17 protein-coding genes are annotated in these 22,062 nt (G+C 73.1%); 7 read left to right on the forward strand and 10 right to left on the reverse strand.

Annotated elements, in window-relative coordinates; all coding sequences use genetic code 11:
• Positions 1-88: 88 nt before the first annotated feature.
• From ELQ39_RS02485 to ELQ39_RS02495, 3 genes are all read right to left on the reverse strand, one after another.
• Positions 89-2,848, reverse strand: coding sequence for a helix-turn-helix transcriptional regulator (locus ELQ39_RS02485; protein WP_242590834.1), 2,760 nt, complete (start codon positions 2,846-2,848; stop codon positions 89-91).
• A 209-nt stretch (positions 2,849-3,057) separates the two neighbouring features.
• Positions 3,058-3,960, reverse strand: a complete 903-nt coding sequence (gene bdeA / locus ELQ39_RS02490) for a bis(hydroxyethyl) terephthalate hydrolase (RefSeq protein WP_225625685.1) — start codon at positions 3,958-3,960, stop codon at positions 3,058-3,060.
• A gap of 198 nt (positions 3,961-4,158) precedes the next feature.
• The gene (locus tag ELQ39_RS02495) at positions 4,159-4,524 is read right to left on the reverse strand and encodes a DoxX family protein (protein WP_225639833.1); all 366 of its coding nucleotides are present in this window, start codon (positions 4,522-4,524) and stop codon (positions 4,159-4,161) included.
• 60 nt (positions 4,525-4,584) lie between these two features.
• On the opposite strand from ELQ39_RS02495, the gene ELQ39_RS02500 reads away from it, so the two are divergent.
• Entirely contained in the window at positions 4,585-5,517 is a 933-nt protein-coding gene (locus ELQ39_RS02500; protein ID WP_242590835.1) for a LysR family transcriptional regulator, read from the forward strand.
• A gap of 125 nt (positions 5,518-5,642) precedes the next feature.
• On the opposite strand, the gene ELQ39_RS02505 is transcribed toward ELQ39_RS02500, so the two are convergent.
• Positions 5,643-5,855 (reverse strand): hypothetical protein, encoded by a 213-nt coding sequence (locus tag ELQ39_RS02505; RefSeq protein ID WP_175445900.1) that lies wholly within the window; start codon positions 5,853-5,855, stop codon positions 5,643-5,645.
• 138 nt (positions 5,856-5,993) lie between these two features.
• Here ELQ39_RS02505 and ELQ39_RS02510 point away from each other — a divergent pair, with 138 nt between their 5' ends.
• Complete coding sequence (locus tag ELQ39_RS02510) at positions 5,994-6,176, forward strand: hypothetical protein (RefSeq protein WP_242590836.1); 183 nt, start codon at positions 5,994-5,996, stop codon at positions 6,174-6,176.
• Between the two features lie 64 nt (positions 6,177-6,240).
• Here ELQ39_RS02510 and ELQ39_RS02515 read toward each other — a convergent pair whose 3' ends face one another.
• From ELQ39_RS02515 to ELQ39_RS02525, 3 genes are all read right to left on the reverse strand, one after another.
• Complete coding sequence (locus tag ELQ39_RS02515; protein ID WP_242590837.1) at positions 6,241-7,944, reverse strand: tetratricopeptide repeat protein; 1,704 nt, start codon at positions 7,942-7,944, stop codon at positions 6,241-6,243.
• Positions 7,945-8,097: 153 nt separating this feature from the next.
• Positions 8,098-8,586 carry a hypothetical protein gene (locus tag ELQ39_RS02520; RefSeq protein WP_242590838.1) on the reverse strand — a complete coding sequence of 163 codons (489 nt, stop codon included), beginning with the start codon at positions 8,584-8,586 and terminating at the stop codon, positions 8,098-8,100.
• Positions 8,583-10,976, reverse strand: coding sequence for a molybdopterin oxidoreductase family protein (locus tag ELQ39_RS02525; RefSeq protein WP_242590839.1), 2,394 nt, complete (start codon positions 10,974-10,976; stop codon positions 8,583-8,585). Before ELQ39_RS02525 ends, ELQ39_RS02520 begins: the two co-directional genes overlap by 4 nt.
• A gap of 233 nt (positions 10,977-11,209) precedes the next feature.
• On the opposite strand from ELQ39_RS02525, the gene ELQ39_RS02530 reads away from it, so the two are divergent.
• Positions 11,210-12,031, forward strand: coding sequence for an SAM-dependent methyltransferase (locus ELQ39_RS02530; RefSeq protein ID WP_242590840.1), 822 nt, complete (start codon positions 11,210-11,212; stop codon positions 12,029-12,031).
• 109 nt (positions 12,032-12,140) lie between these two features.
• Here the strand turns inward: ELQ39_RS02530 and ELQ39_RS02535 are convergent, their stop codons facing one another.
• Complete coding sequence (locus ELQ39_RS02535; RefSeq protein ID WP_190002053.1) at positions 12,141-13,064, reverse strand: helix-turn-helix domain-containing protein; 924 nt, start codon at positions 13,062-13,064, stop codon at positions 12,141-12,143.
• Positions 13,065-13,251: 187 nt separating this feature from the next.
• Positions 13,252-13,485 carry a DUF397 domain-containing protein gene (locus ELQ39_RS02540; RefSeq protein WP_102642031.1) on the reverse strand — a complete coding sequence of 78 codons (234 nt, stop codon included), beginning with the start codon at positions 13,483-13,485 and terminating at the stop codon, positions 13,252-13,254.
• A gap of 191 nt (positions 13,486-13,676) precedes the next feature.
• On the opposite strand from ELQ39_RS02540, the gene ELQ39_RS02545 reads away from it, so the two are divergent.
• The 4 genes from ELQ39_RS02545 to ELQ39_RS02560 all read left to right on the forward strand — a co-directional run bounded on the left by ELQ39_RS02545 (position 13,677) and on the right by ELQ39_RS02560 (position 19,588).
• Complete coding sequence (locus tag ELQ39_RS02545) at positions 13,677-14,210, forward strand: ATP-binding protein (RefSeq protein ID WP_190002052.1); 534 nt, start codon at positions 13,677-13,679, stop codon at positions 14,208-14,210.
• 29 nt (positions 14,211-14,239) lie between these two features.
• Positions 14,240-14,785 (forward strand): hypothetical protein, encoded by a 546-nt coding sequence (locus ELQ39_RS02550; protein WP_190002051.1) that lies wholly within the window; start codon positions 14,240-14,242, stop codon positions 14,783-14,785.
• 659 nt (positions 14,786-15,444) lie between these two features.
• Positions 15,445-18,075, forward strand: a complete 2,631-nt coding sequence (locus ELQ39_RS02555; protein WP_190002281.1) for a SpoIIE family protein phosphatase — start codon at positions 15,445-15,447, stop codon at positions 18,073-18,075.
• Positions 18,076-18,223: 148 nt separating this feature from the next.
• Positions 18,224-19,588 (forward strand): FAD-dependent oxidoreductase, encoded by a 1,365-nt coding sequence (locus ELQ39_RS02560; RefSeq protein WP_225625676.1) that lies wholly within the window; start codon positions 18,224-18,226, stop codon positions 19,586-19,588.
• Positions 19,589-19,664: 76 nt separating this feature from the next.
• Here the strand turns inward: ELQ39_RS02560 and ELQ39_RS02565 are convergent, their stop codons facing one another.
• Complete coding sequence (locus ELQ39_RS02565) at positions 19,665-22,037, reverse strand: glycoside hydrolase family 65 protein (protein WP_242590841.1); 2,373 nt, start codon at positions 22,035-22,037, stop codon at positions 19,665-19,667.
• Between the last annotated feature and the right edge of the window lie 25 nt (positions 22,038-22,062).

Here is a 22,062-nt window from a genome sequence, read left to right on the forward strand (position 1 = left end):
CCGGCGCCCGGCAGGTACGGGGAGCCCGCGGGCCGGCCGCCGTCGGACTCGTCCTGCCCCGAAGGATGGCATACCGTCCGGTCGGTCCCTAGAGTCGTGCACCGGTCTTTTCCTCCCGCTCGACCAGACGCACCAGCTCGACCCGGGAACGGAGGCCGAGCGTGGCGAACACGTTCCGCAGGTGGTAGTCGACGGTGCGGGTGCTGACGGAGAGGCTGAGGGCCACCTCCCGGTTGGTGGCGCCCGCGGCGACGTACCGGGCGATCCGCAGCTGCTGCGGGGTGAGGCGGGCGAGACCGCCGGCGCCGGAGGACGCGGCGGGGGCCGCGTTCGGGGCGGCGCCGCCCGCGCGGAGTTCGGCGGCGGCCTGCTGCGCCCAGAGAGGCGCGCCGCAGCGTTCGAAGCCGAGGCGGGCCTCCTCGAGGCGGGTGCGGGCCTCACGGAGGCGGCGCCTGCGGCGCAGCCACTTGCCGTAGAGGAGTTCGGTGCGGGCGCGTTCGAAGTCGCCCACGCTGTCGTCGTGCTGGTCGAGCGCGCGCAGGTACAGTTCGCCGGCGGTGTCGGGGCCGGCCAGCAGGGCGCGGCAGCGCAGGAGCTGGGAGGGCGCCTGCGGGTCCGCGCCGCAGGCCGCCCACAGGGCGAAGTCCTCCACGACCGCCGCCGCGTGCTGGGGTCGTCCGGCGGACGCGGCGGCCTCCACGAAGCAGGGGACGGCGAGCATCCACACCGCGAAGTGGCCGCGGCGGGCTCCGGGGCGGACCAGCGGGCCGAGCCGCCCGGCCGCCTCGCGGGGGCGGCCGGCGCCGAGGTCGGCGCGGGCCGCGGCCCAGTGCGCGAGGGTCGCGGCCTGGGCGAGCCCGTGGCGGCGGGCGGTGCGCAGGGCCGCCTCGGCGTGCTCGGCGACCAGGTCCAACTCGCCCTCGATGGACGCGGCGAGCGCGAGGACGGCGTGGTGGTGGGCGGCGGTGTTGCGCTGTCCGGCGCGCTCGGCGGTGCGCAGGCCTTCCTCGGCGTGGGTGCGGGCGAGCTGGTGGCGGCCGGCGCGGAGTTCGGCGTAGGCGAGGTATTCGAGGGCGCGGGGTTCGAGGGAGGCGGAGCCGGAGGTGCGGGCGGCGGCGAGGGCGCGGGCGCCCGCACGGCGGGCGGAGGTGACGTCGCCGAGCATCAGCGCTGCGGCGGCGGAGCGGAGGAGGTGGTCGGGGTCGGTGCCGTGCAGGCCGTTCTCGACGACACGGCGGAGGGGGGTGGTGGCGAGGTCGAAGCGGGCGAGGAGGACGGCGCGCATGCCGTCGCGGTGGTCGCGGGAGGGATCGCCGACCGACGGGGGGTTGCCGGCTGTCCTTCCCGCCGTACGGGGTGCCGTTGCGCCCACCTGTGCCGCCGGGGGTCCCCCCGGGTCTCCGGGGGTTGCGGGGAGGCACGGCTGCCCGCCACGGCGGGCGGGTTCGTCGTGTGCAGCGGGTCCTTGCGGGACCCGGACGCAGGCTTCTGCCAAGGGGAGCGTGGGGGGTGTGCGGGTGGGGGCCAGGGCCGAGAGGCAGGCGGTGGGGTCGCCCGCGGACCAGGCCGCGTCCGCCGCGCCGAGGCTTGCGCGGGCCGCGGCGGGCGGGGGCAGGAGGTCCGCCGCCAGGAGGAAGGATTCCCGGGCGTCCTCCACCGGACCGTCGGCCAGGAGGACCGCGCCACGCAGGAGTTCGGCGCCTCCGCGCACCGACGCCGGTACGGAACGGCCGCGGGCCCGGTCCAGCAGGCGCAGGGCGTCGGCGGCGTGACCGGCGAGGAGTGCCTGCTCGGCGGCGGCGAGGTGACAGCGGGCGCGTTCCGCCTCGTCCGGGGTGAGGTCGGCCGCGCGGGCCAGAGCCCTGCGGCGGAGGGCGGGGGGCACGGTGGACGACGGGTCGGTCGCCGCCGACGTCAAGGCGGCCGCCAGGGTGGGGGCGGGGCCGGTCACCGCCCATGCGCGGTGGAGGAGCGGGAGGAGGTCCCGCGCGTCCGTCGCGGCCTCGGCCAGGGCCAGATGCGCGGCGCGGCGGTCCTCCGGGGTGGCGAGGGCGTACACCGCTCGGGCCGTCAGCGCGCTGCGGAAACGGAGTCGGCCCTCGCTGCGGGTCAACAGACCGGGCAGAGGGGCGTTCGCGGATGCGTGGGCCGCCCGGAGGACGAGTGCCGCGTCCGCGTCCTCCTCCCCCGTCGCCCGTGCCGCGGCCGCCGTGGTCAGCAGCAGGCCGCCGGGGTCGTCGGGCAAGCGGTCGCCGGCCACGTCGGCCAGCACCTCACCGTCGGCCAGCGGCCGGGGCAGGGCACGGCGCCCGCTCAGCTGGGCCGGCGACAGACGCCTGACCAGCGCCAGCAGCAGCGCGGGGTTGCCTTCGGCCGCCGTGATCAGCTCCTCGACGACGGCAGCGGCGACGGCTCCGGCCGCGTGCTCCCGGATCAGCAGCGCCGCGTCGACGGGGGGGAGCGGGCCCAGGCGCAGGACAGGCAGATGCGCCAGTTCCGGGGGCGGGGGGCGGTGGGCGGCGACCGTCAGCAGGAGCGTCGTGCGCACGGCCGTCTCCCGTACGCGCGCGGCGGTGCGGGCGAGCGCGGCGCGGGACGGGGCGTCCCACAGGTCGGCGTCGTCCACGCAGACGAGGAGCGGGCCGGCGGTCCCAAGGGCCTCGTCCAGCTCGTGTGCGGCGCGTACGTACCGCACCGGGCCCGGGCGGAAGATGCGGGCGGCGTGATCGAGGAACGTGGTACGGCCGCAACCGGGTTCACCGGTCACGACGCGGACGCCGCCGTCGGTGCGCAGCGCGTCCAGCAGCTCGGCGGTCAGCCGCTGCCGCGCGGTCGTCGATCCGGTCATTCCTGCGACCTTACTCACGCGTAAGGTCGTGCGGAAGGTATACGTCCGCGACCGGATGAAACATGAACGGCCGCGTTATCAGCGGCTTTTGCGGCGTGACGTCCGTCTCGGACTGTGCCGTGGCCCAAGTGCGGCGGCGGGCCGCGGTGCCCGCGCACAACGGCGGTGGCGGCCCGCGCAGCGCGCGGACCGCCACCGGTGGGCGTTCGTCAGGAGGTGTGCGGGCAGTTGCCCCGTGACTCCTCGATCGTCAGGCTCGGCCGCGGCAGCGGGCAGAGGAACTGCTCGTACCTGGTGTCGTTGTCGATGAAGCGCTTCAGCCACGAAACGCTGTACTTCGCGATCGTCGTGTTCGACGAGTTCGGGGTGAAGTGCGTGGCGTTGTTGAGCTCCAGGTACGCCCGGTCCAGGGAGGACGGCAGGTTGGTGTAGAAGGGCTCGGCGTGGCTGGAGACGGGCGCGATGCTGTCGCCGTCGGCGCCGAAGATCAGCGTGGGGGTGCGGAGTTCGGGCCAGGTCTTGTCGAGGTTCCAGGGCGTCAGCGGGATGGCGGCCTGGAGGGACGGCCGGGTCTTGGCGGCTTCGAGGGAGCCGCCGCCGCCCATGGAGTGGCCCATGACGCCCAGCCGGCTGCTGTCGACGCGGTTGCGGACGGAGCTGCGCTGGGTGAGGTAGTCCAGTGCGGCCAGCAGCTGGTCGCCACGGGAGCCGGGCTGGTCGAGGGTGGTGTTGGTGTCGATGGTGAACACCACGAAGCCCTGGGAGGCGAGGCGCGGGCCCAGCCAGGAGATCGAGGACTCGAGGGCGGTGTAACCGGGCGAGATGGCGACCGCACCGAACGTGCCGTCGGCGGTGGTGGTCGGGTAGTAGATCGTGCCGCCGCCGAAGCCGGTCGCGGAGAGCCGGGACACGGAGGTCTGCGACACGGCGTACGGGCCGCGCAGGGCCTCGATGCTGGACTCGGTGGGGGCCGGGCCGCGCTCGTAGGGGTTGTCGGCGGCGTGGGCGCCGGGGCCGGTGAGGGTGCTGAGGCCGACGACGGCGGCGAGCGCCGCGGTGAGGCCGGCCAGGCGGCCGGTCCCGCGCCTGCTGGTGTGGGGGTGCAGCTGCACGACGAGTGGTCCTCTCTGTCATGGCGGTCGCCGGGTCAGCCGGTGCACGGGATCACTGCGTGGGCTGGGGAGCCGTGCCCGGCCTGGGCGGCGCCTTTTGACTGGCGGTGCCACTGTCGGTGGGGAGGGGGTGGGTGGGGACCGGTGAAATCACCGGTCTTGTGGGAGGGGGTGGGGTGCGGGGTTCGTTCTGTCGCCTCAGGAGGACGCCGTCAGGGCCAGCGACGCGGCTGCGGTGGCCAGGTAGAAGGCGGGGAACGCCAGGTTGTGCAGTACGCGGGCGCGGAGGTGGAAGGCGATCGCGCCCAGGTAGAACAGGACGAGACCGCAGGCCGCGGCCGCACCGAGAGGGCGCAGTGCGCCGACGAGGACGCCGAGGAGGAGGCCCGCCGCGCCGGCCAGCTTGAGGACGGCCAGCCAGGGAAGCCACGATCGAGGAACCCCTACCTGCGCCGAGTTGGCGAGCACGAAGCGCGCCCCGACGAGGTCGGCGACGGCCATGGCGACGTTGACGGCGGCGGTGAGCACGGTGACGACGAGAAGCACGAGCGGGATACCGGTCATGTCTCCAGGGTTCGCGGGCGGCTCCGCACCGTCCAATACCTGCTTCTATAACCTGGGAGCATGGATGTGGACACGCGCCTGCTCCGGTACTTCGCCGCGGTGGCGGAGGAGGGCAGCCTGACCGGGGCCGCGCGGCGGCTGTTCGTCTCGCAGCCCGCGCTGACCAAGCAGATCCGGCGCCTGGAGGACGATCTCGGGGTACGTCTCTTCGCGCGTTCGCGGTCGGGGATGGCGCTGACCGAGGCCGGGTGTGAGCTTGCCTCCCGGGTGCCCGCGCTGCTGGACGGATGGGACGAGGCGGTGCGGGCGACCGGCCGGGCGGCGCGGGTACTGCGCCTGGGCTTCCTGGACGCGGGCGCGGTGGGGGCCGTCCCCGAGGTCGTCGCCGAGTTCCGCCGCGCCCGGCCGGAGTGGCGGGTGGAGCTGCGGCAGTTCGACTGGTCCGACCCGAGCGCGGGCCTGGCCCGGGGGGAGGTGGACGCCGCGGTGGTCCGGCTGCCGTTCCCCGGCCAGGAGAGCTTCGAGGTGCGGGAGTTGTTCGCCGAGGAGCGTGGCGTGCTGCTGCCGGCCCGGCATCCGCTGGCGATCCGCGAGACGGTGGACTTCCGCGAACTGTGGGACGAGCCGTTCGTCGCGGCCGGGGCCGGGACGGGAACCTGGAGGGACCACTGGCTGGGGGCTGAGGAAAGGGACGACGAGCACCCCGTCCGGGTCGGCGCCGTGACCAGCCGTCCCGACGAGTGGCTGGGAGCGGTGGCCGGCGGGTGCGTGGCACTGGCCCCCGCGTCGGCGGCCCGCTTCCACTCCCGCCCGGATGTGGTGTTCCGTCCGGTCCACGGGCTCTCGCCGTCCCGGGTGGGGCTGGCCCGGCCTCGGCGGCGGAGGGACGAGGTGGTGCTGGACCAACTGTTGCGGGCCGTCTCGCGGCGGCTGGGCGGGGGCGCCTCGGAAGGATCTGATGTCGGCGTTCGGCCGCGGACCGGTGGGGGGTGAACGCGCGGTTCCCGCACCGGGTGCATGGGTGCGTCGGGCCGGGGTACCCGGGCGGGTACGGTCACCGTCGGAGTCGGCGCTGACGGTGGCGGCGACGGCGCCCCCGGTTCCTGGGCGCCGTCGTTCTATGCGGCGTCGTAGACGTGGGCCCGGCCGCCGACCCACTTCACCCAGGCGGGGTCGTCCAGCAGCTGTTCGCCCTCCGGGAGCCCCGCGCGGCGCAGGAACTCCACGACGTCGCGGTCGGAGTAGGCGAGGCCGACGATCTCTCCGCGCACGGTGACGCGCCGGCCGCCCGAGCCGAGCGGCGGGTGTACCACGATCGGAGGCTTCCTCATGCCTCCAGGATCCGTCCCTGCCGTCGTGTATGCATGCCGGGACCGCGTGTCACCCGACTGGACCGCCGGACGAGCCCGACGGACGCCCGCCGTGCTGGTATGGAAGCGGCCTCCATGCCTACCCGGAGGGAGCTGGGAATGCACGAGATGTGGTGCGGTGCAGACACTTCGGGGGAGCCGGTCTGGCACGTTCTCACCCCGGACAAGACCTCGACGCTGTGCGGGGTGGAGAAGGAGGAGGAATCGCCACGGCGCGACACGACGGACCGGCACTGCTTCACCTGCATGAAGTCGTTCCAGGCCGTCGTGGCGTCCCGCTGAGAGCCACGACCGCCCCCGCCGGCGCCGGCGGGCCCGGGCACCGTCCGGGTCCGCCGGCGCCGCTTCAGTGACAGGCGTGCTCTCCTGAACCGTGGGCGTGCTCCCCCGCTCCCGGGTCGTGCGTGTCGAGACGGCAGAAGCAGGACGCGCGCACCGGTACGTCCGCCAGCGCCGCCGCCTGCCGCAGCTGTCGTGCGACGATCGCGGCCTCGCCGGTCCTGCCGGTGCGCAGCAGACACTCGTGGAAGCCGTGCAGCGCCCAGACGTTGTTCGGGTGCTGGAGCGGCCGGGGCAGGGTGTCGTCGAGGCCCAGGTCGGCCCGGTAGACGGCCTCCGCCTCGGCGACCCGGCCCTGTTCGAGGAGCAGCGCTCCGAGGGCGTGCCGGGCGGGCTGCATCCAGCCCCACGGCTCGTCGTACGGCAGGGTGTCGTCGCGTTCGACGGCCAGTTCGAGCGCGGCGAAGGCGGTGTCGTGGTCGCCCTTGCGGTAGGCGAGTTCGCCGTCGAGCATCGCGGAGGCGACGGCGAGGATGTCGTGGCAGGTGTTGTTGAACAGCATCCTGCTCTCGGGGACGCGGTCCACGGCCGCGCGGAACCTCTCCCGCTCGGCGTCGGCGCCTTCGGTGTCGCCCTTCACGCCGAGGGCGATGCCGCGGGCGTAGTGCAGCATCGCGGTGGTGACGCAGTACAGCCCGGGGTCGTCGGGGAACGGCAGGGCGAGGATGTCGTCCCAGCGGCCGAAGCGGATCAGGACGTGGAAGCGCATCGCCAGGAACGCCTCCAGCCAGTCCGCCATGGGCGGGCTCTCCACCCGGAGCAGCTTCTCGGGTACGGCGGCCTCGAGCCGGGCGGCGGCGTCCAGGGCCGCCTCGGACTGTCCGGCGAACATGGCGCCGTAGATCCGGAAGTGGTGGTTGTGGCAGCGGTAGAGCGTGTAGAAGTTCATCGCGCCGGCCCGCTGGAGGTACTTCTCGTCGGCTGCGACGGCGGCGGTGTTGTCCGAGACGACGCGGCGGTAGTCGCCGCACAGCACCTCCAGGTGCGAGGGCATGTGGAGCAGGTGCCCGGCGTCGGGCACGGCCCCGCGCAGCCGGTCGGCGACGGTCAGGGCCGCCTCCGGTGTCGGGGACATCTCCATGAGGTGGATGTAGAGGTGCACGATGCCGGGGTGGTGGGCGCCGGACTCGGTGGCGAGCGCGCCGTCGAGCACCTCCTTGGCCTCCACGGTGCGGGCGCCGTCGGCGGGGCGTCCGGTCCTCAGGTCCCACAACTGCCAGGGTGTGAGGTTCATGAGCGCGTCGGCGCAGAGCGCGGCCACGTCGGGGTCGCCGGGTGCGCTCTCGTACACGGCGAGCATGCGGTCCGCGTACGGATCGTTCCAGACGGAGCAGTCCTGCGCGGGGCGGTTCTGCGGGTAGCGGGCGCGCAGCGCCTCGACGAGGGCGCGCTCGACGGGAGTCGCGCGGGCCTCGGCCGCCCGGTGGGCGCGTTCGACGGCCGCGTGGGTCCGCACGACGGTGCGGTCGAGGTCCTCGGGGTCGAACGCCTCCCAGGGTTTGTTGTAGTTCGGGCCGAGGGCGTAGGCGATGCCCCAGTGGGCCATCGCGCAGCCCGGGTCGGCGTCGGCGGCCTTCCGGTAACAGGCGACCGCCTCCTCGTGGTTGAAGGCGTACGTCCACATCAGCCCGCGGTCGAACCAGAGTTGCGCCTCGGGGGAGGTCGTCGACACGGGCCGTCCGTAGGAGCCGAGGTCGTAGTAGCCGTCCATGGTGCCCGCCTCCCGGGGGTTCCGGCCGGGCCGGCCGCCCGTCGGCGGCCGACGTCCCGTGGGGACGAAACCGACGATAGCGGGGCGCGGACGGTCACGCAGGCGCGCTGTGAACCCCTCCCCGGACGCGCCGCGAAACCCACTCGGGGCAGGTCAGACGCTCACGAGGAGCTGCGGCGACAGCACCTTGATCATCGTGTTGGTCCAACGCATCTGCCGCAGGGTCTGGGGGTGGCAGTCGGTCGCCAGGTCGAGGAGTTCGCGGTCACGGGTGGCCTGTGCGGTCTGGGCGAGCATCTCCCAGTGGAGGCTGTTGCGGACGGCGGCCAGGTGCAGGTCGCGCAGGTCCCCCAGCAGGAGCAGTCCGGTCTCCGGGCGTCGCCCGAGGGCTTGGGCGGCCTTCTCGCGGAGGGCGGTCAGCGCGCCGGGGGTGTGGTCGCGGGGGCCGGACAGCTCGACGCCGCGGTCGGCGCCGAGGGCGGCCAGCCGGGCCGCGTGCTCGCGGGACCAGCGGGCGACGTCGGTGGCGACGTGGTGCACCTCGTGCTCGGTGCGGTGCCGCTCGGCGACGGCGAGGAGGTCCGTCTCCAGGTCGCGCTCACCGTCGTGGAGGGCGCGCAGGGTGACGCCGATGCCGTTCATGCCGAGCTCCCCGTCCTCGCGTCGTCCGTGTTCTGCCGTGGTGGGGTGCCGCGCCGGGTGACGAGGGTGACGCGGGCCGCCGCCGTCTTGAACAGGGGCTGCTTGGACAGCGGGTCCCAGTCGGTGACCGTGGTCTCGTTGGCGGCGCGTCCCGGGAGGCCGTCGGGCGGCCGATGGCCCTCGGGGGTGTCCCAGTAGCCGTAGTGGAACGGCACGAACACCACGCCGTCGCGGATCGCCACGGTCCGCAGCCGGGCCCGGAGCGCCCCGCGCGGGGTGGTCACCTGGATCAGGTCGCCGTCGGCCAGGCCCTGGGTGGCGGCCTCCGCCGGGGAGATCTCCGCCCAGACGTCCGGGGCGGCGGCGTTCAGCTCGGGGGCGCGGCCGGTCTTGGTGCGGGTGTGGAAGTGGTGGACGGTCCGGCCGGTGATGAGCTGGAGCGGGTACTCCGGGGAGGCGTCCTCGTGCGGCGGGACGTACTCGGCGGCCTTGATCACGGCCTTGCCGTCCGGGTTGAGGGAGCGGTACTCGACGGGGGTGACGGGAGCGCCGGTGACCATGTCCTTGCCGTAGCTCTCGCAGCGGTCGGGGTGGGCGTGGTCGAAGCCGTCGGTGTAGAGGCGCGCGGTGCCGTCGGGGGCGTCCTCGGTGCAGGGCCACTGAATGCCGCCGTCGCGCAGCTTGTCGTAGCTGAGGCCGGTGTAGTCGCAGGGGCGGCCGGCGCTGCACCGCTGCCAGGCGGCGAAGGCCCCCTGCGGGTCGCGCCAGGGGATCAGCGGGCCGCCGTCCTTGTCGCGGAAGTCCATACGGGCGGCGAAGTCGAGGAAGATGTCGAGGTCGGCGCGGGCCTCGCCGGGCGGGTCCACGGCCTTCTCGGAGAGGTGGACGGTGCGGTCGGCGTTGGTGAAGGTGCCGGTCTTCTCTCCCCAGGTCGCGGCGGGCAGCACGACGTCGGCGAGCTGGGCGGTCTCGGTGAGGAAGAGGTCCTGCACGACCACGAACAGGCGTTCCTGCGCGAGGATCGAACGGATCCGGCCGAGTTCGGGCAGGGAGACGGCCGGGTTGGTGCCGGAGATCCACAGCATGCGCAGCGAGCCCTGCTCGGCGTAGCGGAACATCTGCATCGCGTGGGTGGGCGGGCCGTAGTGGGGGATGCCGTCCGGTTCGACGTTCCAGAGCTCGGCCAGTTCGGTCACATGCTGATCGTTCTGCCAGTTGCGGAAGCCGGGGAGGTCGCCGTCGGCGCCGCATTCGCGGGTGTTCTGGGCGGTGGGCTGGCCGTTCATCTGCATCAGCCCGCAGCCGGGACGGCCCAGCATGCCGCGGATCAGGTGCAGGTTGTTGACCTGCACGGCGGCGGCGGACGCCTGGTGGGACTGGTAGACACCCTGGAGAACGGTGGAGGTCAGCCGCTTCGCGTCCCCGAGGAGGTCGGCGGCGCGTTCGATCTCGGCGGCCGGGACACCGCAGATCTCCGCGGCCCGGCGCGGGGTGCAGCGCTCGACGCCGGCGGCGAGTTCGTCGTAGCCGACGGTGTGCGCGTCGAGGTAGGCGCGGTCGACGCGGCCGGTGCGGATGATCTCGTGGAGCAGGGCGTTGAGCAGGGCGACGTTGGTGCCGGGGCGCGGCGCCAGATGGACGTCGGCGTGGCGGGCGACGGGGGTGTACCGGGGGTCGACGCACAGCAGCCGGGGCGGGTCGGAGCCTTCCAGCCGGTCCAGGACGCGCGTCCACAGCACCGTCTGCGTCTCGGCCATGTTGTGCCCGAACAGGGCGATCGTGTCGGCGTGGTCGATGTCCTCGTACGAGCCGGGCTGGCCGTCGGAGCCGAAGCTCTCCTTGAGTGCCTCGGCGGCGGTGGCCGTGCACAGCCGGGTGTTGCCGTCGAGGTGGTTGGTGCGGACGCCGGCGTGGGCGAGGACGGAGAGGGTGTAGTACTCCTCCAGGAACAGCTGCCCGCTGGTGTAGAAGCCGACGGAGCCGGGGCCGCGGTCGTCGAGCAGGGCCCGGGTGCGGGAGACGACGCGGTCCATGGCGGTGTCCCAGTCGGTCTCGACGAGGCGGCCGTTCTCCCTGACCAGGGGGCGGGTGAGGCGGTCCGGGGCGTGGTTGGCCTGCCAGCCGTAGAGATCCTTGGGGCCGAGCCGGCCGCGGTTGACCCGGTCGGCCGCGCGGCCGCGGACGCCGACGATGCGTCCGCCGCGCACGGCGATGTCCATGGCGTCGCCGTTCGAGTGCAGGATCGAGGCGGAGGGCACCCATCGCTCGACGTCCTCCTCCGTCACCCCGTCCGCGAGGTGCAGGTCGGTGCGGACCGGCCAGGGGTCGCCGGGCGCATAAGGGGTGCGCGCGCCCCAGGGGTTGGTGATCCGGTCCGGTGAGCTGTCCACGGTGGTCCGGCCTCCACGGTGCGGGGATGTCGCGGAGGCGGGTACCCACCCTCCCATCGATCAGACCATCACACCACGTACACGTCATGCAACTCAGTGTGACGATCTGACACTCCTTCACCATTCCTTCGTGGCCTTGTTCGGCGACGGGCTGGCAAGGGCCGTACGGCCCTCCCTAGGATGTATTTCCTGTCCAGCCAGTCCAGTTGGCGCGGCACTCCGCAGGGGGAACGATGCACACCGGTAAGCAGCTGTCCACCGAGATCGACGCAACCGTGCCGACGGCCGCGCGTATGTACGACTACTACCTCGGCGGCAAGGACAACTACGCTGCGGACCGCGCCGCGGTCGAGGAGCTCGACAAGGTGGTGCCGAGCACCCGCCGCCTGGCCCTGAACAACCGCCGTTTCCTGCAGCGCGTGGTGCGCACGCTCACCCAGGAGTACGGCATCCGGCAGTACCTGGACCACGGCTCCGGCCTGCCCACGCAGGACAACGTGCACCAGGTGGCGCAGCGCATCGACCCCACCACCCACGTCGTGTACGTCGACAACGACCCCATGGTGCTGGTGCACGGACGGGCCCTGCTGGAGCAGGACGAGCGCACGGTGGTCATACAGGCGGACATGCGCGACACCGACGGGATCTTCGGCCACACCGAGACCCAGCGGCTGATCAACTTCGACGAGCCGGTGTGCGTCCTGTTCAACTCGGTCTTCCACTGCATCCCCGACAGTGACACCGACGGTCCTGCGGCCGTCGCCAACCGGGTGCGGGAGCGGCTGGCTCCGGGCAGCTTCATGGTGATGTGCCAGCTGGTCAGCGAGGACGCGAAGGTCCGCGAGTTCGTCACCGACTTCATGGACCAGGTGACGCAGGGGAACTGGGGCAGGGTCCGTACGGAGAAGGACGTCGAGGTCCTCTTCGACGGTCTGGAGATATTGGAGCCGGGCCTGGTGGAGGTGTCCACCTGGCGTCCGGACACGGAGGTGGCGCCCCGCCAGCTCACCCAGGAGTGGATCGAGTTCGGCGGCGTGGGCCGGCTTCCCGTGTAACCCTCACGACCCGGCGACGCCCCTACCCGGACCTCGTGGCACCGGGAGGGGCGTCGGTTCGTCCCGCATCAGGAAGAGGGCCCTGGGCCAGGAAGGTCCTGGACCGGGATCACAACTGGCGCGCGTAGCGTTCCTCTATCGTGCGGCGCAGCATCTCGACGGACTCGCGGGGCGTGAGCGCCTCGTCGGCGAGACGGTCGAGCACGATCCGGTACTCCTCGGTCTCGTCGCGGTCCTCGAGGAAGTTGGCGCTTCGGATGTGCTCCAGGTAGACCACGTCGGGCAGGTCGAGTCCGCCGAAGCGCAGATAGGTCACCGGGATGGCGGGGGCCGAGGCGTTGGTGACGTTCAGCGGGACGATCTGCAGGGTGACGTTGGGCCGCTCGGCCATCCTCGCGAGGTGGTCGAGCTGGTCGCGCATCACGGTGCGGTCGCCGAGGACACGCAGCAGGACCGACTCGTCGATGACGGCCCACAGCTGCGGGGCGTCCTCGCGGAACAGCAGCTGGGCCCGGCGCATGCGCAGCTCGACCCGGCGCTGCACCTCGCTCGCCGGGGCGTTGGGCAGTCCGCGCTCGACGACCGCGCGGGTGTAGTCGGCGGTCTGCAGCAGTCCGGGGACGTACTGGATCTCGAACGTACGGATGGTGGCGGCGGCCTCCTGGAGTCCGACCAGGCGGTCGAACCACTCGGGCATCAGCCGCTTGTCGTACCGCTGCCACCAGCCCGGCTCACCGGCCCGCTGGAGCAGCTTGAGGAGGACGGAGGCCTCGTAGTCGTCGGTGCCGTAGAGCTCGAGCAGCGCCCGGACGTCGGTCTCGGTCGGCGGGCGGCGGCCCTTGCCGGACTCGATGCGGGACAGCTTGGCCCCGCTGAAGCCGACGGAGCGGGCCGCCTGGTCCTGGGACAGTCCGGCGTCCTCACGGAAACCGGCCAACTGCACGCCCACCAGCATCTTGAGCAAGGTCGGCGCGGGCTCGGGCCTGTCCAGGTAGGGTTCCAGACGGGAGATGCGATGCGACGCGGCGGACATCCTGACTCCCAGCAGACCGGCACAAGGGCGATTCACACTATCGCATCTGACGCCGCCTCACCGCACCCGGATGCGAAATGCCGATCGAAATGGGGCAGTTGGACTCCGCTTTCCCCGGCGTCGGCCGCCCGGTCCGGCGCGCGCGGTGAGCGGGCGCGGCGGCCCGTCATCGGATCGAGGTGGCCCGTCAGCCGACCAGGTGGTCGAACTCGCCGTCCTTGGCGCCCGCCAGGAAGGCGGCCAGCTCCGCGGCGGTGTACACGAGGGCCGGACCGTCGGGGTCCCGGGAGTTGCGCATCGCGACGTCACCGCCGGACAGCGGCGCGACCTCGACGCAGTTGCCCTCGGCGTTGCTGTGCCGGCTCTTGATCCAGCGGGCGTCCAACTGGCTGGCCCGCACTCCGTTCCGCACTCCAGGCACCGCTGTCTCCTCGCTGCTGATCTCGTCCCGCCCCGCACGGCCGTGCCGCACCTGGCGAAAATTCTCGCGCAATTTCCCGTGCAATTGCACGCGAGCGCTGACAGCGTGGATAATAGCCGTGGCGTCAACCCCCGTGGGAGCGCCCCGTCCTGACGTCGCATCGAGGAGATGCCGTGTCATCACCTGTGCACATGACGCTCCGGCCGACGGCCCCGGCCGTCTTACCGGCAGGTGGTGGCGGCGCCGGGCCTTTCGGTCCGCTGCCCGCGGTGCCGCACGAGGACGGGTCCCCACTGCAGACGGTGCCCGCCGCCGCCCCCCACGCGGCGGTGAGCATCGCCTGCAGCAGGGAGGGCCTCGCGCGGGCGCGGTCCTTCACCCGCGACACCCTCGGGGACTGGTCGCTGCACCGGTGCAGCGAGGACGCCGCCCTGGTCATGACCGAGCTGGCCGCCAACGCCGTCCTGCACGCGGCGTCACGCTGCCCGGGTGAGCCGGACGTACGGCTGGGGTTCCGTCTGGAGCCGGCGCACCTGCTGCTCACGGTCACCGACCCCGACGACCGCCCGCCCGTGCGGCAGCCTCCTGGCTCGGACGCCGACCTGGAGGAGCACGGCCGGGGGCTGCGCATCGTCGACGCCCTGTCCGAAGCGTGGGGCTGGTTCCCCGCCGTCCCGGCAGGCAAGACGGTGTGGGCCCGGTTGTCCACCCGCCCGCCCACCTGACACGACTGCCGCGGAAAGGCACCCACGCCATGCGCAGCGCTTCTACGGAACAGCCGAGCAGCGAGCGCCCAGTGCGCCACACGTCCCCCACCGGAGTGGCACGGTCCACGCCCCTCACGTCCCTGTCCCAGGTGCCGTGGGCCGACATGCAGGACTCCACCGGATCGGCGGCCGCCGTTCCCCTGCTCCTCAACGGCATCGCCTGGGGCGACGCCGACACCGCCCGGGCCGCCCTCGAGGATCTGAGGAAACGGATCTGCCAGTACGGCTTCGTCACGGAGCAGGCGACCGCCGCCACGGTGCCGTTCCTCTGGGAGCTGGCCCAGCTGCCGCACGTCACCGTGCGGGCGGGGATCATCCAGCTCCTCAAGGCCATCGCCGACGCCCGGCAATGGGAGAGCACGGCGGCCGCGTACCCCAAGCTGCTCAACCGCCGTGAGAACCCGGTGGTGTGGGAGCGGGCCGCCCGGCAGGCGGTACGGGCCCGGCGGGGCGAACTGAACCGGCTGCTGTCGGAGCCGGACACGGAGATCGCGCGCGCCAGCACGGAGCTGGCGCGGGCGCTGGCCGACTGAAACGCCGGCTTCCCTCCCGTCGCCGGCACACGCCTCAGGGCACGAGGACTCCGGGACGCCCCTGTCACGGGCGGGCCCGGGTGAGATGACGCGCGACTGCTCGGGGGACGAGTCGCGCGTCGGGGGGAGGGTCGCGCGCGGCCGAGGGGGAGACCGCGCGCGACCCGCACACGCACGCGAAGCACGCGTGCACCGTTTTCACGCCGGTGCGAGTACACCCCCAGGGGACACCCTCAGGGGCGCGGGGAACTGCGCGAACAACCCCCACGGCGCCGCGCCCACCCTCGAACCGCGCGCCCACGTCCGGCGCACCCCAGGTCTTCCATGCCGGTGCGAGTACACACCCAGGGGCGCGGGGAACTGCGCGAACAACCCCCACGGCGCCGCGCCCGACCAGGACGCTGCCACCCGCGGTGAAGGGGCAGCCACCGCGCCGTCGGGGCGGGTCGCGCAGTTCCCCGCGCCCCTGACGGGCGAACCGTGGGTGCGGAAGGCGCCGCCGCCCGCGGCCTACCCTCGCCTCGATTCGCGCGGCAGTGTAGACATGGCACATGGTCCGACTCATGGGTCGATCCCGGACCCGGTCGCCCCAGCGGGCCGGCGCGGCGGCTTCCGTGCGGCGCCGGCGGCAGGAGAGCGGCCGCTCCGGGTGGCATCCGATGGCGGGGCTGCGGTCGGTGCTGAGCGGGCGCAGCGTCGCCGGACAGGTGTTCGTCCTGCTCCTGGTGATGGTGCTGCTGCTGGTCGTCGCGGCCGTGGTGGCGCTGGTGCTGCAGGCGCAGCGGGACAGCGCCCAGGAGGCCCGCAACCGCTCCCTCGCCGTCGCCGAGGCCTTCGCCAACGCCCCCGGCACGGTCGAGGCCCTGGACTCCCCCGACCCCACGGCCGTGCTCCAGCCGCGCGCCGAGGCCGCCCGTGAACGGTCGCGGGTCGACTTCATCGTGGTCATGAACACCGACGGCATCCGCTACACGCACCCCCGGCCCGACCGCATCGGCAAGCAGTTCGTCGGCACCCTCGGGCCCGCGCTGGCCGGCGAGCCCGTCGTGGAGGAGATCGACGGGACCATCGGGCGGCTCGTGCAGGCCGTGGTGCCGGTGGAGGATCCGGACGGCAAGGTGGTCGGCCTGGTGTCGGCCGGCATCACGCTGGAGAACGTCGGCGGTGCGGCCGAGGCGCAGCTGCCGCTGGTGCTGGGCGCGGCGCTCGCCGCGCTGACCCTGGCGACCGTGGGCGCGGCCCTGATCAGCAGACGTCTGCTGCACCAGACCCACGGTCTGGGCCCGCACGAGATGACCCGCATGTACGAACACCACGACGCCGTGCTGCACGCGGTGCGTGAGGGCGTGATGATCCTCGACGGCGACGGCACCCTGCTGCTCTCCAACGACGAGGCGCGCCGCCTGTTCAGCCTCCCCGAGGACGCCGAGGGCCGGCACGTACGGGATCTGGGTCTGGATCCGGCCACGACGGAGCTGCTGTCCTCCGGCCGCATGGCCACGGACGAGGTGCTTCCGGTGGGCGACCGGCTGCTCGCGGTCAACCAGCGGCCCACCGACCCGGCGGGACGGCACCGGGGCAGCGTCACCACCGTCCGCGACACCACGGAGCTGCGGGCGCTGTCCGGCCGGGCGGAGGAGTCCCGCGAGCGGCTCAACATGCTCTACGACGCGGGCGTGGGCATCGGCACCAGCCTCGACGTGGCGCGGACCGCGCAGGAGCTGTCGGACCTGGCCGTGCCCCGGTTCGCCGACTTCGTCACCGTGGACCTGTTCGAGTCGGTGCTGGCGGGCGGGCAGCCGGACGCGGCCGCCGCGCTGCGCCGCACGGCCCGGACCGGCGTCGACGAGGACGCCCCGCTCTATCCGAGGGACCACCAGATCCGGTTCGTGGAGTCGTCCCCGCAGGGCCGGAGCCTGGCCGCCGGCCGCGCGGTCCTGGAACCCCGGCTGGACGAGGCGCCCGGCTGGCAGGCGCAGGACAAGGAGCGCTCCGCCCAGGTCGTCGAGTACGGCATCCACTCGCTGATCACGGTGCCGTTGCGGGCCGGCTCGCTGGTCCTGGGCGTGGTCAGCTTCTGGCGTTCACGCAAGCCGGAGCCGTTCGACGAGGACGAGCTGGCGCTGGCGGAGGAGCTGGTGGCGCGGGCCGCGGTGTCCATCGACAACGCCCGCCGCTACACGCGCGAGCACAGCATGGCGGTGACGCTGCAGCGCAGCCTGCTGCCGCGCACGCTGCCCGCGCAGAACGCACTGGAGATCGCCTACCGCTATCTGCCGGCGCAGGCCGGGGTGGGCGGCGACTGGTTCGACGTGCTGCCGCTGTCCGGCGCCCGCGTGGCGCTCGTGGTCGGGGACGTCGTCGGGCACGGTCTGCACGCGGCGGCCACCATGGGCCGGCTGCGCACGGCGGTGCACAACTTCTCCGCACTGGACCTGCCGCCGGGCGAGCTGCTCGCGCTGCTGGACGAGCTGGTCGGCCGGATCGACCAGGACGAGGCGCAGGACGAGCACGTGGCCCCGGTCATCGGGGCGACCTGCCTGTACGCGGTGTACGACCCGGTGTCGCGGCGCTGCACGGTGGCGCGCGCGGGTCATCCGCCGCCGGCGGTGGTCCGGCCGGGCGGGCATGTGGAGTTCCCGGACGTGCCCGCCGGCCCCCCGCTGGGCCTGGGCGGGCTGCCGTTCGAGTCGGCGGAGCTGGAGCTGCCGGAGGGCAGCAGGCTGGTGCTGTACACCGACGGGCTGGTCGAGGACCGCGAGCACGACATCGACGTCGGTCTGGAGCGGCTGCGGGAGGCGCTGGCGGGCGCCGGGGAGTCCCCGGAGGAGACCTGCCGCGCCGTGCTGGACTCGCGGCGCCCGGGGAAGGCGGCCGACGACGTCGCGCTGATCGTGGCGCGGACCCGGGCGCTGCCCGCCGGGCGGATCGCCGAGTGGCCGGTGCCGTCGGACCCGGCGGCGGTGGGCGAGGTGCGGGCGGCGGTGACGCGGAAGCTCGCGGAGTGGGGTCTGGACGAGCTGACGTTCGGCACGGAGCTGATCCTCAGCGAGCTGGTGACGAACGCGATGCGGCACGGCGGCGCCCCCATCCAGGTGCGGATGCTGTACGAGCGCCATCTGGTCTGCGAGGTCTACGACAGCAGCAGCACCGCCCCGCACCTGCGGTACGCGACCATGACGGACGAGGGCGGGCGCGGGCTGTTCCTTGTGGCGCAGCTCGCCGAGCGCTGGGGCACCCGCTATCTGCCCGCGGGCAAGGTGATCTGGGCGGAGCAGAACCTGCCGTAGACCGCCGACGTCATGTCATAAGATCACCTCGGGACATGGCATAAGGTCGGCTTATGGGCCCATAGACCGGACCCGCGTACCAGGTAAGGCAAGCCTCAGTTTAGGCTTCCCCACGAGACGCTTGTCATCGCTCGAAGGGAACCTGACCATGCCCCGCCCCCTGCGGGTAGCCATCGTCGGATCCGGCCCCGCCGGGATCTACGCCGCCGACGCCCTGCTCAAGTCCGACGTGGCCGCCGACCCCGGCGTGTCCATCGACATCTTCGAGCGGATGCCTGCGCCGTTCGGACTGATCCGCTACGGCGTCGCCCCCGACCACCCGCGGATCAAGGGCATCATCACGGCCCTCCACCAGGTGCTCGACAAGCCGCAGATCCGGCTGTTCGGCAACGTGGACTACGGCACCGACGTGCACCTCGACGACCTCCGCGCCTTCTACGACGGCGTGATCTTCGCCACCGGCGCCATGGCCGACCGCGCGCTGCCGATCCCGGGCATCGACCTGGACGGCTCCTACGGCGCCGCGGACTTCGTGTCCTGGTACGACGGTCACCCGGACGTGCCCCGCACCTGGCCGCTGGAGGCGGAGAAGGTCGCGGTGCTCGGCGTCGGCAACGTCGCCCTGGACGTGGCGCGCATCCTCGCCAAGACGGCCGACGAACTGCTGCCCACGGAGATCCCGCCGAACGTCTACGAGGGTCTGAAGGCCAACAAGGCGATGGAGATCCACGTCTTCGGCCGCCGCGGCCCGGCCCAGGCGAAGTTCAGCCCCATGGAGCTGCGCGAGCTGGACCACTCCCCCAGCATCGAGGTCATCGTCGACCCCGAGGACATCGACTACGACGACGGCTCGATCGCCACCCGGCGCGGCAACAAGCAGGCCGACATGGTCGCCAAGACCCTGGAGAACTGGGCGATCCGCGACGTCGGCGACCGCCCGCACAAGCTGTTCCTGCACTTCTTCGAGTCGCCCACCGAGATCCTCGGCGAGGACGGCAAGGTCGTGGGCCTGCGCACCGAGCGCACCGCCCTCGACGGCACCGGCAACGTCAAGGGCACCGGCGAGTTCAAGGACTGGGACGTCACCGCGGTGTACCGCGCCGTCGGCTACCTCTCCGACAAGCTGCCCAAGCTGCCCTGGGACATCGACTCGGGCACCGTCCCCGACGAGGGCGGCCGGGTCATCCAGGAGACCGGCGAGCACCTGACGTCGACGTACGTCACCGGCTGGATCCGGCGCGGTCCGGTGGGTCTGATCGGGCACACCAAGGGCGACGCCAACGAGACGGTGGCCAATCTGCTGGACGACTACGCCAGCGGGCGGCTCGGCACACCGGGCTCCCCGGACCCCGAGGCCGTGGACGCGTTCCTCGCCGAGCGCGGCGTCCGCTACACCACCTGGGACGGCTGGTACCGCCTGGACGCGGCGGAGAAGGCGCTGGGCGAGCCGCAGGGCCGTGAGCGCGTGAAGATCGTCGAGCGCGAGGACATGCTCCGCGAGAGCGGCGCCTGACATTCCCCCGGCCCCGGGAAGGGGCCCGTCCGCCGGGCGTCCGGCCGGTCGCGTACCGGCCGGACGCCCGGTGTCGTCATTCCAGCAGGGCGAGCCGGGCCGTCTCCCCGGGGTCCACACGTACCGCGCGGTGTCCGGGCAGGTGCACCTCGATGGGGTGGCGGCCTGCGGAGGGCACGGTGATCTCCAGCGACCCGCTCTCCAGACGCAGCCGCACGCCCCAGTGGCCGTGGTAACGGACGGTGAAGCCGTAGGACGACAGCTCCGGCAGCGGCACGGGGTCGAGCCACAGGGCGCCGCCCCGGGTCTCCAGGCCGGTCAGGCCCCGCTGCACGAGGTCGAGGGTGCCCGCCATGGCGCCGAGGTGGATGCCCTCGCCCGTGGTGCCGCCCTGGATGTCGGCGATGTCCGACTGGAGGGCCTCCTGGCAGAACTTCCAGGCGTCCCTGCGGCGCGCCCGGGCCAGGACCCAGCCGTGCACCAGGCCGCTGAGGGTGGAGCCGTGGCTGGTGCGGTGCAGGTAGTGGTCCACCGTGCGCCGCCAGGTCCGCTCGTCCAGGTTCAGCCCCAGCCGCCTGAAGACACCCTGCAGTTCGGCCGGTGAGAACAGGTAGCCGAGCATGAGGACGTCGGCCTGTTTGGACGCCTGGTAGCGGTTGACGCTGTCGCCCTCGGCCTCGAGGATCCGGTCGAGACGCCGGATGTCTCCGTACCGACGCCGGTAGGCCCGCCAGTCCAGCTCGACGAGGTCGCCGTACCCCTCGAACTGGCTGATGACGCCCTCGTGGAAGGGGACGTGCAGGGTGCGGGAGACGTGGTCCCAGTGGTCGAGTTCGGCCTCGTCGAGGCCGGTGCGCTCGGCCAGTTCACGGCGGCGCGGCACGGGAAGGTGGCGCAGCACCTCCAGGGTGCGGGCCAGCACCCAGGCCGCGGTGACGTTGGTGTAGGCGTTGTCGTCGAGGCCGGGGCGGTCGGCGTCCGGGTAGGCCTCGTGGTACTCGTCGGGGCCCACCACGCCCTTGATGCGGTAGCGGCCCAGCCGGTCGTCGAAGGAGGCGGAACCGGCCCAGAAGCGGGAGATCTGCAGCAGCATCTCCGCGCCCTTGGTGTGCAGGAACTCCTCGTCGCCTGCGGCCTCGCAGTACTCCCACACGTTGTAGGCGATCGCCGAGCCCACGTGGTGCTGGAGGTGGGAGTGGTCGGGCAGCCAGCGGCCCGACCTCGGGTTGAGGTGCAGCTGCTGGGTCTCCTCACGGCCGTCGCTGCCGGACTGCCACGGGTACATCGCACCGCGCCGCCCGGCGTCGTGGGCCGCCGTCCGGGCACGCTCCAGACGCCGGTACCGGTAGTGCAGCAGCGCCCGGGACACCTCGGGGAAGTGCAGGTTCAGGTACGGCAGGACGAACAGCTCGTCCCAGAAGACGTGCCCCCGGTACGCCTCCCCGTGCAGGCCGCGGGCCGGCACCCCCACGTCCAGGTCGGCGGTGTGCGGGGAGAGGGTCTGCAGGACGTGGAAGAGGTGCAGCCGCAGGATGCGTCCCACTTCGTCGGGCACGTCCGGTTCCGCCCGCCGCCACAGCTGGTGCCAGGCCGTCAGATGGGGAGTCAGCAGCTCGTCGAAGGGGGCGGCCCGGTGCACCCGGTCGACGGCGGCGTGCAGCGGGTCGCTGATCGCCGGGTCGCGTGAGGTGTGCAGGGCGACGACCTTGTCGACGGTCAGGGTCTTCCCGTCCGTCAGCTCCAGCCGGGTCGTCTGCACCGCGCGGGGCCGCTCGTGGCGGACGGTGACGGACGCGGGCGAGGTCAGCCGGGCGGCACAGGCGATCCGGACGTCGGACGTCCGGGTGCGGCAGCGCAGCCACACGGCCTCCTGCTGCGAGCTGCCGGTGACCACGTGGGTGAGGTGGTTGCCGTCCAGGTCGGCGTAGCGGGGCACCCCGGCGTTGGTGACGCCGCCGTCGAGCGCCGCCTCGACCTCGAGCTGCCCGGAGAACCCCTCGGCGGTGAACTCGGTGCGCAGGCCGGCGAGGTGAGGGTCGGCCATGTGGACGAACCGCAGCTGCCGCACCAGGAGCACGCCGCCCGCCCCGAGCCCGAACCGGGTCCGGCGCTCCATCAGGCCGGAGGACAGGTGCAGGGTGACGGCGTGGTCGAGGACGGGTGCGGTGTCGGGGGTGAGCCAGGTGCCGCCGGGCCGGCGAAAGCGCAGGGGGAGCCAGTTGGGCAGGTTGACGACGTCCTCGTTCTCCACCTGGCGGCCCGCGACCGAGGAGACGAGCCGGTTGTAGACGCCGGCCGCGTAGGTGCCGGGGTAGTGCACGGTGTCGGCGGTGCACTCCGCGAGGACGCCACGGGTGGCGAAGTAGCCGTTGCCGAGCGTGCACAGTGATTCCCGCAGGCGCTCGTCGGCGGGGTCGTAGCCCTCGTACTGCCAGGTCCAGCCCGTCACTTCGCCGCTCCTCCCGCCGACGACC

It is taken from the genome of Streptomyces sp. GB4-14 (genome assembly GCF_022696125.1).
GTDB classification, from domain to species: domain Bacteria; phylum Actinomycetota; class Actinomycetes; order Streptomycetales; family Streptomycetaceae; genus Streptomyces; species Streptomyces werraensis.

Coding starts and splice junctions, on each gene's coding strand:
- ELQ39_RS02485 (WP_242590834.1), bottom strand. CDS start 2,848: ATGACCGGATCGACGACCGCGCGGCAGCGGCTGACCGCCGAGCTGCTG.
- ELQ39_RS02495 (WP_225639833.1), bottom strand. CDS start 4,524: ATGACCGGTATCCCGCTCGTGCTTCTCGTCGTCACCGTGCTCACCGCC.
- ELQ39_RS02500 (WP_242590835.1), top strand. CDS start 4,585: ATGGATGTGGACACGCGCCTGCTCCGGTACTTCGCCGCGGTGGCGGAG.
- ELQ39_RS02505 (WP_175445900.1), bottom strand. CDS start 5,855: ATGAGGAAGCCTCCGATCGTGGTACACCCGCCGCTCGGCTCGGGCGGC.
- ELQ39_RS02510 (WP_242590836.1), top strand. CDS start 5,994: ATGCACGAGATGTGGTGCGGTGCAGACACTTCGGGGGAGCCGGTCTGG.
- ELQ39_RS02515 (WP_242590837.1), bottom strand. CDS start 7,944: ATGGACGGCTACTACGACCTCGGCTCCTACGGACGGCCCGTGTCGACG.
- ELQ39_RS02520 (WP_242590838.1), bottom strand. CDS start 8,586: ATGAACGGCATCGGCGTCACCCTGCGCGCCCTCCACGACGGTGAGCGC.
- ELQ39_RS02530 (WP_242590840.1), top strand. CDS start 11,210: ATGCACACCGGTAAGCAGCTGTCCACCGAGATCGACGCAACCGTGCCG.
- ELQ39_RS02535 (WP_190002053.1), bottom strand. CDS start 13,064: ATGTCCGCCGCGTCGCATCGCATCTCCCGTCTGGAACCCTACCTGGAC.
- ELQ39_RS02545 (WP_190002052.1), top strand. CDS start 13,677: ATGACGCTCCGGCCGACGGCCCCGGCCGTCTTACCGGCAGGTGGTGGC.
- ELQ39_RS02550 (WP_190002051.1), top strand. CDS start 14,240: ATGCGCAGCGCTTCTACGGAACAGCCGAGCAGCGAGCGCCCAGTGCGC.
- ELQ39_RS02555 (WP_190002281.1), top strand. CDS start 15,445: ATGGCGGGGCTGCGGTCGGTGCTGAGCGGGCGCAGCGTCGCCGGACAG.
- ELQ39_RS02560 (WP_225625676.1), top strand. CDS start 18,224: ATGCCCCGCCCCCTGCGGGTAGCCATCGTCGGATCCGGCCCCGCCGGG.